Annotated in this window: 11 protein-coding genes and 2 pseudogenes; 1 reads left to right on the plus strand and 12 read right to left on the minus strand. The window is 44.8% G+C overall.

The annotated features are described in order from the left end of the window. Nucleotides 1–58: 58 nt before the first annotated feature. Complete coding sequence (locus HZY94_RS10230; protein ID WP_179926009.1) at nucleotides 59–1,018, plus strand: asparaginase; 960 nt, start codon at nucleotides 59–61, stop codon at nucleotides 1,016–1,018. A gap of 1,030 nt (nucleotides 1,019–2,048) precedes the next feature. Here the strand turns inward: HZY94_RS10230 and HZY94_RS10235 are convergent. The 12 genes and pseudogenes from HZY94_RS10235 to HZY94_RS10290 all read right to left on the minus strand — a co-directional run. After that, on the minus strand, nucleotides 2,049–2,189 hold the full coding sequence (locus HZY94_RS10235; protein WP_179926010.1) for a hypothetical protein: 141 nt from the start codon (nucleotides 2,187–2,189) through the stop codon (nucleotides 2,049–2,051). Nucleotides 2,190–2,530: 341 nt separating this feature from the next. Next, complete coding sequence (locus tag HZY94_RS10240; RefSeq protein ID WP_179926011.1) at nucleotides 2,531–3,421, minus strand: helix-turn-helix domain-containing protein; 891 nt, start codon at nucleotides 3,419–3,421, stop codon at nucleotides 2,531–2,533. Between the two features lie 202 nt (nucleotides 3,422–3,623). Then, complete coding sequence (locus HZY94_RS10245) at nucleotides 3,624–3,920, minus strand: bacteriocin immunity protein (protein ID WP_179926012.1); 297 nt, start codon at nucleotides 3,918–3,920, stop codon at nucleotides 3,624–3,626. Beyond that, nucleotides 3,920–4,159 carry a hypothetical protein gene (locus tag HZY94_RS10250; protein WP_179926013.1) on the minus strand — a complete coding sequence of 80 codons (240 nt, stop codon included), beginning with the start codon at nucleotides 4,157–4,159 and terminating at the stop codon, nucleotides 3,920–3,922. Before HZY94_RS10250 ends, HZY94_RS10245 begins: the two co-directional genes overlap by 1 nt. Before the next feature lie 739 nt (nucleotides 4,160–4,898). Further along, complete coding sequence (recG, locus tag HZY94_RS10255; RefSeq protein WP_179926014.1) at nucleotides 4,899–6,917, minus strand: ATP-dependent DNA helicase RecG; 2,019 nt, start codon at nucleotides 6,915–6,917, stop codon at nucleotides 4,899–4,901. Between the two features lie 7 nt (nucleotides 6,918–6,924). Continuing rightward, a complete protein-coding gene (alr, locus tag HZY94_RS10260; RefSeq protein ID WP_179926015.1) occupies nucleotides 6,925–8,031 on the minus strand; it encodes an alanine racemase in 1,107 nt (368 codons plus the stop codon). Further along, on the minus strand, nucleotides 8,003–8,389 hold the full coding sequence (gene acpS / locus HZY94_RS10265) for a holo-ACP synthase (protein WP_179926016.1): 387 nt from the start codon (nucleotides 8,387–8,389) through the stop codon (nucleotides 8,003–8,005). The genes alr and acpS overlap by 29 nt, the downstream gene beginning before the upstream one ends. A 130-nt stretch (nucleotides 8,390–8,519) precedes the next feature. Next, nucleotides 8,520–11,036, minus strand: a complete 2,517-nt coding sequence (gene secA, locus HZY94_RS10270; RefSeq protein WP_160332685.1) for a preprotein translocase subunit SecA — start codon at nucleotides 11,034–11,036, stop codon at nucleotides 8,520–8,522. A 153-nt stretch (nucleotides 11,037–11,189) separates the two neighbouring features. Further along, on the minus strand, nucleotides 11,190–11,720 hold the full coding sequence (locus HZY94_RS10275; RefSeq protein ID WP_228064600.1) for a PTS sugar transporter subunit IIA: 531 nt from the start codon (nucleotides 11,718–11,720) through the stop codon (nucleotides 11,190–11,192). A gap of 105 nt (nucleotides 11,721–11,825) precedes the next feature. Next, nucleotides 11,826–12,170 (minus strand): hypothetical protein, encoded by a 345-nt coding sequence (locus HZY94_RS10280; protein WP_179926017.1) that lies wholly within the window; start codon nucleotides 12,168–12,170, stop codon nucleotides 11,826–11,828. A 64-nt stretch (nucleotides 12,171–12,234) separates the two neighbouring features. Further along, nucleotides 12,235–12,722 (minus strand): annotated as a pseudogene (locus HZY94_RS10285) (ASCH domain-containing protein). A gap of 119 nt (nucleotides 12,723–12,841) precedes the next feature. After that, nucleotides 12,842–12,973: pseudogene (locus tag HZY94_RS10290) on the minus strand (IS30 family transposase); the annotation flags it as partial.

Genomic DNA, 12,973 nt, shown 5'->3' on the forward strand with positions numbered 1-12,973 from the left:
ATCATAATCAGGCCTCTAGTATGATAAAATGAAAATAAAAAAAGATATGAGGTGCGTTATGAAACGAATCTTGGCTCTTCACACAGGAGGAACCATTTCCATGCAGGCCGATGACCAGGGACGGGTTACAACCAATGAACAAAATCCCATGGTCCAAATCCAAGCAGGCTCTGAAAATATCCAATTGATTTCGGTGGACCTGTTAAATCTGCCTAGCCCTCAGATGACCCCCAGCCACATGCTCCAGATCTTCCAGACCATCAAGGATTATGCGCAACAGGTGGACGGGGTGGTCATCACTCACGGTACCGACACTCTCGAAGAAACAGCCTATTTTCTGGATACCATGAGCTTGCCGCAAATCCCTGTGGTGATTACCGGTGCCATGCGCTCTTCAAACGAACTGGGCAGTGATGGCATCTACAATTTCCAGGCAGCCATCCGCGTTGCCGCAGACAACCAAGCCCGGGACAAGGGCGTTTTAGTTGTTATGAACGATGAAATCCATGCCGCCAAGTATGTCACCAAAACCCATACCACCAATGTCTCCACCTTCCAGACCCCAACCCACGGCCCACTGGGGCTGATTATGAAAAAAGAAATCGTCTATTTCAAACAAGCCCAAGAACGAGTCCGCTTTGATCTCCAACAAATTGAAGGCCGAGTCGCTATCCTCCCCGTCTACACCGGAATGGACGGCGAGGTCCTCAAAAGCATCCAAACATCCCAGTTAGACGGACTCATCATCGAAGCCTTCGGCGCCGGCAATGTCCCCCCACTGGTCGCAGACCAACTCGCAAACCTAGTACAAGCGGGACTTCCCATCGCCCTCGTATCCCGCTGCTTCAATGGCATTGCCGAACCCGTCTATGCCTACCCCGGAGGCGGCCAAGACCTAGCCAACAAAGGCATCGCTTTTATTAAAGAACTCAACGCCCCCAAAGCCCGCCTCAAACTCCTCATCGCCCTCAACGCTGGGCTACAGGGAGAAGAACTTAAGGAATACTTGGAGGGGTAACGACTCTTTATCTCGATTAACAAACACGCAAAAACAATCGGAAAGAACAGATCAATCATTGTTTTTCCGATTGTTTTCTTTTTGTGCTTTTAGAACTTTTATGCAAAAACAACACTGCTCCATCAGCCTTACGTTTATTTTCCAATAACATCAATCACTCACTTAAAGGAATTGGTAATCTAATTACAAAGTACTCAAGTAGCCAGTCTATAACCATTTTTTACCGCAATATATTGACACATAAAGGCAGTAATGGTTAGGTTTAAACAATAAATCACCTGGCCTTGTAAGATTCCTAACGATAATATCGAAATCGACACAATTACTAGTTTCTTTAAACTAACCCGATAATTCGATTCCTCAAATGGGATATTTGAAGTAAACTTTTTTGTTAGATAATGAATCATGATTAGAAAGACAACTTGTAGGCAGGATAGAATCAAAAACAATCGCAAATTGGCATAATAAGTATAATTTAAAAAGCCAGTAAGTACGATTCCTACAAATAGCATTACGTTCCCCATCCTCCAATCATAACTATCTACTTGGGAACGGTAGTGGCATCTCCTAAATTTCATATCCTACTCCTCTAATCGTTAAATTCTTGCAAAACCGGAACTAATTTCCTCAGATACTCTCTAATCCTATTCCTAAGGAAATAAAAGGTCTACAATAATGGAAGTAAGTACAATAATCCATTCTAAGTCACTCTTCACCCGAATCACTAATAGAATACAGTATCATACTATTTGCGAAAATATACATTAGGTTTAATTGATTCTCAATTATAATATCCATCATACAAACTACGAATGTCGATAAAATAAGAGTACATCTGATTCCAGTCATAATCCTTTTGTTCAGAGACTTCTTTTTTAGCATAGTAACCTCCTGGTTCATCTATGATAATTTCAAGAATCTAACCGCCATGACGCCCTATACCGTATCTAGATTCTCCAAACTAAGGTAAATGTATACTGTAACTAGAGTCGCCTGAGTCGATTTCTCCATTTTTTCATATCCTCACCCCTTACATAATTTCTGGTTTCGGTTTGATGGGAGGTGGTAAGCGAATCTCCCCCTTGGGACGTCTACGTTGATGCTCTAAATCAATTAAACTCAAAGCCCCACCACCTTGAATTTTTTGTAAGTCTGTATCTGTTAAAATCATCTCTGTACCTCCTTAGCTCCTTGTGACATTCGATAGAGTTGCAAGTTTTCCAATATAGACTTACCGATTTTCCTCCTTTCGATTTAATTACTCAACAAAGCTTGAGAGTAAAATCTCCTTAGGCTAAGACGACCTTCTTATCAGAGTCAAACAACTTGAATCAGCCATGACCATTTCTAACTCTACCTATACATTCGATTTCCATGTTACTTTCAACCTGGCATCCAAAGAAAGACTGTTAGGAAAACCATCATTAAAACCATAACCGCCCTCCTTCTTAAAACCGATTTTTTATAGTCCTAGTATAGCTCGAAACATAAAAAAGCAACATGACTTGGAAGTCAGGTTGCTAAATCTTTTTCTTTCTCCAGCTCAAGGTTTTTCACTAAAACAGCATCATTCAACATTTTCGCAAATAAAATCGCTTTATCATAAGACTCTATCATTCTTTCCTTGTTATGTTCAATTTCCAGAAAGTACTTTGCCTCAAAAGCATATACCGACGGCTTGTGTTGATAATTCTTAGATTCTTCTATAATACCCCTTAATAGTTTTGTATAAACTAAATAGTCAGCAAAATCTATCTGTGCCAATATACTAATCAAAATCCTTTCTAATAGATATAAATACTCAAAATCACTATAGTCAACATTGAGTACAACTTTTTCCGCGAGTTCCTCAAAATATTCTCTATCTTCTAATCCGACTGCACAGCATAGGAAATAAACATTAATAATCAACAAATCATTCTGACTGTAGATTTTCTTTTTCAATACCTGCTGAAAATATTCTTCCAACAAACCTAAAGCAAAACCTACATCCAAACTACTAAAAACATTGGCATGGACCTGTAAGATTTCAACGGACAACTGCTCTTCCTCTGGCAAATTATCATAAAATTCGTCATAAATCTCATCAAATATCTGTTCTTGCTGGGCGATACGGTCCGGATCTCCGTAAGTATGACACCTTATCAGTTTATTCTTTAGGGCTAAATATTTTTTGGGGAGTTCTACTGTAGCCAAATCCACTAAATCCTGAAGATTCACATCAAGTTGTTGAGCTAAGTAAGCTAGCTTAGGAATAGTAGGCATGGCTTGACCATTCTCAATTCGGGCCAGTTGGCGGATGGTTAATTCCGTTTCATCTCCACATAGATCCGCTTGCGTCCAACCTCTAGCCATCCGCATGATTTTGATTTTCTTACCAATTTCGATCTTCAAATCTACCATTATCACACCAACTCTTCTTTAGTATTAATATATTCATTTTAACATACTTAGTATAAAACTTCAGGTTGCTTTCACGGTGTCTGTTGAGTGGTTCTCACCTATTTTCTTCACAATCTATTATAAAAAAGAAAATACCCCAGAATCATTGGAATGTCAACCCTTCCGAGGTATTTTCATCATGAAAATGAATGCGCTAGATTCTTTATTTTAAACCAATAATTGTCATCGCTAACATCTGTAAAAACGAAGCTTTTCCGCGTTTTTCGTGAAGACTTTTAGCAATCCAGCTTGCGAACTCAATCACATTGGCAGGAGCTGCATAGTAATGAGACATTAGATAAAAAGATAGAGCCTGACTCAAATCCCCCAGAGAATCAAAACCAGCTTTTTCAAGTGAATTTCTTCCTTTACTAAATAATTGCGTTAATTCTCTATTTTCTCTAACTTCCTCACTTTCTAATAACTCGTCAACCTTTTTCAAGAGCTCTTCTTTATTCATTACCAAATCACCCCAATTCCTGGACGTGGATTCCAAGGACCGTAATTAACCCAGCCATTAACAACAACTCGAGTAGTATGAGCAATGACCTCACTACCATTTACTCCACATTTAGCATGACCATTTGCATCATTCCAACAATAAGCACCCGGAGCAACTTTTATAGTTGCTTCAACATCACTTACTCCAATAAACAAGCCTGTAACTAATAATGAAACAATGATGACTAATTTTTTCATAAAACTCCTCCTTATTACAGCATGATATTTGAAATCCGGCGTGATAGTTTTTACACTAAAATAAGTTAACACTCAAATCCCTATCAATCTCACCTATCTGCCTGAGTCGATTTCTCCACTTTTTCATATCTCACCCCCTACATAATTTCTGCCTTAGGTTTAATAGGAGTCGGTAATCGAATCTCGCCTTTAGGACGTCTGCTTTGATGGCTCAAATCAATAAAGCTCACAGAACCGCCACCTTGAATTTTTTATAAACCTTTCTCTGTTAAAAGCATCCCTATACCTCCTAATTTCCTGTAACATTCGCTAGAATAGTGAATTACACAATATAGACTTTCCGCTCTTCCTCCTTTCTATTAAGTAGCTAAACAAAGTTTGGGAGCAAAATTGCCTTTGAGTGAAGTAAAACGTCATAATCATCTACCATCATCTCCAGCTCTATCTATCTATTCGATTTCCATTTCATTTTCTCAAAAATTTTCCACTATTTTTTACAAGAATACTTCAACATTTCATTCCAGAATCAAAAGTAGGACGGATCCCCTTTTTTATCTTTAGGATTGCTTTCTTTTCACTACCAGTAACTCACAAACATAAAGAACAACGGGACTTTCAAATCACGCTGCCAAATCTTTTTGAATAGCTCTCGTCCATCAAAACCAACCAAGTCCCCCTCACTAGACTTAGCCATAAAATCCAAAAAGACCTGGCACTTCAGCGCCAGGTCTTTGCTCATCTAATCCAACAAAGATTCTTCTTTTAAATTCCAGGTAATTTCCTGCCAGAGGGGATTGGTCCGCCAATCTGGGTCTTGGACAATTTCTTGGGCCACTTTTCGGGCTTCTTCCAAGATTGGAAAGTCCTCTAGGATATCTGCTACTTGAAATTCCGGTAGGCCTGATTGGCGGGTTCCGAAGATCTCACCGGAGCCGCGCATTTTCAGGTCTTCTTCGGCTAGACGGAACCCATCTGTGGTCTCCGTCATAATTTTCATCCGGGATTTACCGGTTTCGGTTTTGGGGTTGGCGATGAGGACGGCATAGGATTGGATGGAGCCGCGGCCGACTCGGCCTCGAAGCTGGTGGAGCTGGCTAAGGCCAAAGCGGTCTGCATCAACAATAATCATGATAGAAGCATTAGGAACATTGACTCCGACCTCAATTACTGTTGTGGAGACCAGAACATTCAACTCGCCAGCTTTAAACTGATCCATAACCTGGTCCTTCTCAGCTGCCTTCATCCGGCCGTGGAGCAAGCCGACTTGAATCTCCTGTCCCAAGAATGTTTGCAGTTCTGCCTGCAGGTCTTGGGCATTTTTTAAATCCAGAGCTTCAGATTCCTCGATCAAGGGGGAAATCACATAGGCTTGGGCACCTTTCTTGCTAATCTCCTCCTTTAACCAGCTGTAGACCTGGTCCTGTTGCTCGTGCTTGACCCAGCGGGTGATAATCGGTTTGCGCCCGGCTGGCAACTGGTCAATGACCGAGACATCCAGATCGCCATAGGCTGTTATGGCCAGGGTCCGTGGGATTGGCGTTGCGGTCATCATCAAGACATCTGGCCGAATTCCCTTTTCCCGCAAGGCCCGTCTTTGCTTGACACCAAAGCGGTGCTGCTCGTCGACAATGATCAAACCCAGGCGCTGATAGGTCACGCCCTCCTGAATGAGGGCATGGGTCCCGATCACAAAAGCTGCCTGCCCAGACGCGATTTGTTCCAGAACCTCCCGCCGGACAGCCCCCGTCTGACTCCCCTTGAGTAAGACCTTAGGCACATCTGGGAAGAGCTGGTTCAAGCTCTCCAGATGCTGCTCCGCCAAGATTTCCGTTGGCACCATCAGAGCGGCTTGATAACCTGCGGTAAAAGCGGCATACATGGCCAAGGCAGCCACAATCGTTTTCCCACTTCCCACGTCTCCCTGCAGCAAGCGACTCATCTGCCGGTCACTAGCCATGTCTGCCAAAATATCCTGCAAAACCTTCTCCTGGGCTTGAGTCAGGGAAAAAGGAAGTTGATCCTTCGCCTGGGCCAGGAGATCCGGTGAATAAGCCAGGATTTCCCCCTCCCCAGCCTGGCCTTGCTCTCTTTTTAGGAGCTGCAAAGGCAATTGGAAATAGAGCAGCTCTTCAAACTTAATCCGCCGTAAAGCTTGCTTATAAGCCGCTAAATCTGGTGGGAAGTGCATATACTCCACTGCCCTAACCCGATCCAAGAGGCGGTAGCGGTCCCGCAAGGTCTGGGGCAAATTCTCCTCCAATAAGTGATGGAGCCCCTCATCCATGACCTGACGAATCAGCTTCACCAAGCTGGCCTGGGAAATGCCTTGAGCCACATGGTAGACCGGCTGCAACTCCTGATCAATCTGGGTTAGAAATTTCAGGCCGGTCAGACTATTCTTGGCTTGATCCCACTTGCCATAAACCGCCACCGTCGCCCCCATTTGAATCTTCTCTGCCAGATAGGGTTGGTTAAAGAAGTTGACACCAATCACCACCTGATCTTGTTGGATGGAAAAACGCACGCGGTTCCGCTTGTAGCCGTAATACTGCACACTGGCCGGGCGAACTACCTGGCCCGACAAGACAGCCTTTTCACCATCCTCTAAATCAAAGACCGACTTGTTTTTGAAATCTTCGTAGCGAAAGGGAAAATACAAGAGTAAATCTTGCAGGGTCTGGATCCCCAGACGTCCCCATTTCTCTGCCGACTTGGGACCAACACCGGCTAAAACGGTTAAGGGTTGATGCAAATTCATAGGTCACCTATTTCCGATAAACGCGAGGAATGCGATCACTCAGCAGGCAGACAACTTCATAGTTAATGGTCCCGCGATAGTCTGCGACTTGGGTCACATCAATAGTCTCCTGACCACTGGCTCCAATCAAAACGACCTTGGTTCCAAGCGGATAAGCCTGGGGCAGACGAATGGTCAGTTGATCCATCGAAACGCGGCCGACAATGGGACAAAAGACACCGTCAACCAGGACATGAAAATCCTGCATATCCCGAGTCCAGCCATCGGCATAGCCCAGCGGTAGCGTCCCAATATACTCTTCCTCCTGGCTTACATAGGTTTTCCCATAACCCACACCTTGCTGGGAAGCGATTTTTTTAACATGGACTAGTTCCGATTCCAAGGACAAGGCTGCTTTAATTGCAAAAGGAAGTTCCAAAAGACCACCACTCGGATTCATACCATAAATAATATTCCCCAAGCGGACCATATTCAAAATCGTCTCAGGGTGCCAAATGCTGGTCGCAGAATTGGAAGCATGCACAAGGGCTGGCACTTGGTCCAGCTCTGCTAAGAGACTCGCAAAGAGCTGCTCCTGCTCCTTAAAATAGGCTGTATCCACTTCATCAGCTGTCGCAAAATGGGTGAAAATGCCTTCCACCTGAACGCCTTGTGCTTGCAAGGCCTGCTGGGCTTCTTGGACTTCAGCTGCCGACCGAAAACCAATCCGACCCATACCGGAATCAACCTTCAGATGGACCCGTAAACCGTCTAGGCTCTGCCCCAGGCTCAAAAGCTCGCGCACCCAGTCGCCACTAGCCACTGTTAGACAAATGTCATGTTCCTGTGCTAGAGACACCGCCGCATAGGCTGTCACCCCGAGAACCAAAATATCTTTTGTAATCCCTGTTTCCCGCAACTCCAAGGCCTCATCAATATTTGACACACCAAAGGCATTGACAATCCCTTGGATATAATGAGACACTGCAACTGCACCATGGCCGTAGGCATTGGCCTTAACCACAGCCATTCGCAGGGTTCCTGCTGGTAATTGGCTCGCAACCTGCTCAATATTATAGGCGATGGCATCTAGGGCAATGACCGCCTTAGTCGGCCGATGGGGACTCGTTTTCATGGCTTACCTCCTCTAAAATTACACTGGCCTGAACCATTGTTTTTGTATGGCTAATGGAAATCCAGATGCTCCCTGTAAAAGGGGCTTTTGAAAAATACGGAGCCCCAGTTTCTCTGTTTAAAACCTCTAAATCATGAAAGCGCAAGCGTCCTGCACCAATGCCAGTGCCCCAAGCCTTGGCAAAAGCTTCTTTGGCTGTCCAGCGACCGCCTAAATACTCCAGCTGGCGTCGAGGGCTCAAGCTTTCGTAAATCGCCAATTCTGCTGGTGTGAGAACCTTGCTTGCAAATCGTGGCTTTTCCACTACCTTGGCAATCGAAGCCAAGTCCTCCATATCTATCCCATGTCCAATAATCATCTTCTTACCTGCAAAAAGGAGTGGAGCTTGACTGCCCACACTCCTTCCATTTAATTCTACAATGCCTTGAGGCCTGCTGCCAGTTACATTCTGCTGGAGTCTATAACCAACTCGAGCCTGTTAAGCCATTTTAGCGCTGTCCATGACAGTTTTTAAATCGTTTACCAGATCCACAAGGGCAAAGATCGTTACGACCAACCTGGTTTAAATCAATATCTCCTGGTAATTCCTTACCTTCTGCGGCAATATTGCGGGTTGCAGTTGTTGTAATCTTATGCTCGGCCCGAGGACGTTCTTGTTGATGGATCTGTGCCTTCATCATTAAACGAGTCACATCATACTCCAAGGATGCAATCATGTCATTGAACATGCGGAAACCTTCAGACTGGTATTCTACGACTGGATTGTTTTGGGCATATCCCCGCAAACCAACGGCATTCCGGAGTTGGTCCAAGGCATCGATATGATCTGTCCACTTGTTATCAACAACTCGTAGAATCAAGACCTTCTGGAATTCCTTAACCGCAGAATCATCTTGCAATTTAGCAACCTGGTCATCGTAAACATCCATCGCCAAGTCGTAGAGATAATCGACCATGGCCGCATCTGAAAGACCTTCCAAATCTTCTTTTTCGATTTCATCTTCCGGAACAAGGCAATAATGGGCAAAATTGTAAAGTGCTTCTAAGCGCTCTTCCTTAGAAGAACGGCTATGGTTCTCCACTTGGCGTTTGATGGTCCGACGAATCATGGCATGGATCTCAGGAGCCAAGTCCCGGTCAGCAGAAATCACATCATACCGTTCCCGATAAATGATCTCCCGCTGTTCCCGCATCACATCGTCATACTGCAAGACCTGTTTACGAGTGTCGTAGTTGTTCCCTTCAACTCGCTTCTGAGCCGCTTCCACTTGACGGGTCAACATCCCAGAGCGAATCACAGATTCCTCTTCGGACAAGTTCATCCGATCCAAAAGAGCTTTAATCCGTTCTGAACCAAAACGACGCATCAAATCATCTTCGAGGGAGAGGTAGAATTGTGATTCTCCTGGGTCTCCTTGACGACCAGCCCGTCCCCGCAGCTGGTTATCAATCCGACGACTTTCATGACGCTCAGTTCCAATTACGCAGAGTCCACCATTTTCACGGACTCCTTCTCCCAACTTGATGTCGGTTCCCCGTCCAGCCATGTTAGTGGCAATCGTAACAGCACCAGGTTGGCCCGCATTCATGATGATTTGAGCTTCCTTGTAATGGTTTTTGGCATTCAAAACTTCATGCGGGATTCCTGCTGCTACCAATTTTTGAGACAGGTAGTCACTTGTATCAACCGAAACCGTACCAACAAGAACTGGTTGGCGTTTCTCATAGTGGTACTTGACTTCTTCAACCACGGCCTTAAATTTAGCTTCTAGACTTGGGTAAAGCAAGTCTGGATGGTCAATCCGCTGTACAGGACGGTTGGTTGGAATTGGGATAATCCGAATATTGTAAATTTCACGAAACTCTTCTTCTTCCGTTTTACCCGTCCCGGTCATTCCAGATAGCTTTTTATACATCCGGAAGAGGTTCTGGTAGGTAATCGAAGCCGATGTTTTACTTTCATCTTGAATCGGAACAGCTTCCTTGGCCTCAATGGCTTGGTGCAAACCGTCAGAAAAACGGCGTCCTTCCATGGTCCGACCTGTAAATTGGTCGACGATCAGAATCTCTTGTTCTGGACTGACCACATAGTCAATATCCAAGGTCATGATGTAGTTGGCCCGCAGCGCATTGTCAATAAAGTGGGTCAAGGCTACATGCTCAATGTCATAGAGGTTGTCTAGCTTGAAGTAGGCTTCGGCCTTGTCAATCCCAGAATCAGACAAACCAATAGTCTTGGATGGCACATCAATAATGTAGTCATCCTCGTTCAAGGTTTTAACATAGCGATCCGCTAAGTAATACAACTGGTTGGTTTCAGAAGAAGCCGGCCCCGATACAATTAAAGGCGTCCGAGCCTCATCAATCAGGATAGAATCGACCTCATCAACCAAGGCGTAATTCAAACGGCGTTGAACCATATCTTCCGGACGCGCCACCATGTTGTCCCGCAAGTAGTCAAAACCAATCTCGGCATTCGTAGAATAAGTGATGTCACAGGCATAGGCTTGACGCTTCTCCATCGGTGACTTAGAAGCCAAGTTGATCCCTACAGAAAGACCCAACCACGAGTAGAGTTCACCCATCTCAGTCGCATCCCGCTCACTCAGATACTCATTAACTGTAACAACGTGGACCCCTTCACCAGAAATGGCATTGAGGTAAACCGGCATGGTCGCGGTCAGAGTCTTCCCTTCACCCGTCCGCATCTCCGGTACATCGCCATGATGGAGCACAATCCCCCCCATAACCTGTACCTTATAAGGAAAAAGCCCAAGTACCCGTTTAGCACCTTCACGGACAACCGCAAAGGCTTCATACAAAAGATCATCTAGGGACTCACCTTCGTCATACCGCTCTTTAAACTCATCGGTTTTAGCCTTGAGTTCCTCATCCGTAAGAGCAGCCATTTCCTCTTCATAGGAAAAAACACGGTCTGCCATTCGTTCAATTTTCCGGAGTTCTCCCCGGTCGTTTTCAATAATGGATTTTAATAAATTTGCCATCGTTTTCCTTACTTATTGATTTTTTACTGCCTTTCATTATACCATAATCTAGGACATCTTGAAAATTCTTAGCCGAAAATGGAAAAAGACTTTCCAACCAATCCAGCTGGGCTGACAAAAAAAGCTGCCCGTGATGAACAGCTCTTCGACCTCTTATTCTGGTCGCTTCAAAACAAACAGGGCTTCTCCCTCTTTCACAGTATCAGGGGCTAACCGCTCCATCTGAGAATAGTCAGCTGGATTCGTCACGATAATCATCGTTGTCGCTTCCAAACCAGCTTGGGCAATAACTTCTCGATCAAACTGGGCCAAGACCTCACCGGCTTCAACTTGCTGTCCCTGTTTGACACGGGCATCAAAACCTGCCCCCTCTAAGGACACCGTATCAATCCCAATGTGAATCAATAGCTCCACTCCTTGATCGGTGCGCAAACCATAAGCATGCCCCGTCTCAAAAGCAATGGTCACTTCACCACTCACAGGTGCGTAAGCGAGGTCGCTCTCCGGCTTAACTGCAAAACCTCTACCCATAGCTCCACTCGCAAAAACAGGATCACTAACCTCTTCCAAGGGCAAGACCAGTCCCTCAAGGGGACTCGCTACAACAACCTCACCACTGGTCTCCATTTCCTTACTCGTAAATAAAGAACCAATTCGTTTCTGAAACCATGATTTTTCAGCCATTCCCATCACCTCTGTAAACGTTTTATAACTTGACTTTATAGTATCATCTTTTGACCAAATGTCAAGGTTTGAAGGGCTACAAGTCGACCGAGGAGGGACCCCCCGCTAGTCTCCTGTTTTAATCCGAACATCTCTATAAGCAACAATACGAATTTTACGAGGACTCCTGTGCGTTGTTGAGGGCATCTCTAACAACCGCGCTCCAGTATGCAGATCAATCTGGTAATCCCCATCAAAAGGCTCCGGAACAATCACATCAATCCCACCCGAGATGCTATCGATAAAAATATCCGCTGGATAACCACCATCATCAACCTCAATGGTTACAAAAAGTTCATCCTTGCCTTGCGGTACTGTCAATAAATGAAAACCATGCTTGGAAATCGGAACATAGAGACTGATCGCGGTTGCTCCTACATCCTCTAGTGATTCAGCCGAAGACGGTGACACTTTCCCCTGAATTGCAGGTATACTCCTTGGCGAATTCTACCTCTCAGTGGTTGTTCAGCCCTCCCTAATCTTCAGGGCGGTAAACCAGTTCAAATTCTTCACAAACAACCAACATCTTTTCTGAAAAATTCAAGCCCGCTTCCATTAAAGCTACTATAAAAAAATCCTCATGCACCTGCCGCCAATGAAGCAGACTGGCTGCCTTAAATGATTCTAGATCTGCTGACTCTCCTGGCAAGGGCTCATACTCCCCTCCTGGTAAGCATGTTCCTCCGTGACTTGATCAAAAGGACAGACATAGACCTTACGAGTTGCCAAAACAGCAAGAGCCTGTCCCTGACCATCTAAAAGAATGTCATAACCACCCTCCTTTGGTAGGTCTTCCCCCGCCAATTGATACAAGTCATAAGCAGAGCTAGTCGCCGTCTTTTGGCCCGCCAACACCAAGCCCGCCAGTCGATCAGCCTCCGCTCCAAAGTCCCAAGCCTCTGGTTGCGAACCCCCAGTTGGATTAATCAACAAATAAGCCTGCCACAATTCACTCGGACTCATATTTGATCCCCCTTTCAGATATCTTCAGTATAGCATGAAAAAGGTCTAGGAGATTGAGGCTGGGACAAAAGTCTAGCCTCTCTCTTTATGATTAGCAAAAGCTAAATTTCAAGTTGAAATTAGCCACCACTAAGAAATTCCTTTGGTGACTTGTAGTCCAAACATTTTTTAGGATAATTGTTTATCCAATTTTCAATAAAAGCGACTTCTTTGGGAGTTGTTTCTTTGGTCCCTTTTGGTAACCACCTGCG

Source organism: Streptococcus danieliae (genome assembly GCF_013415245.1).
GTDB lineage: Bacteria > Bacillota > Bacilli > Lactobacillales > Streptococcaceae > Streptococcus > Streptococcus danieliae_A.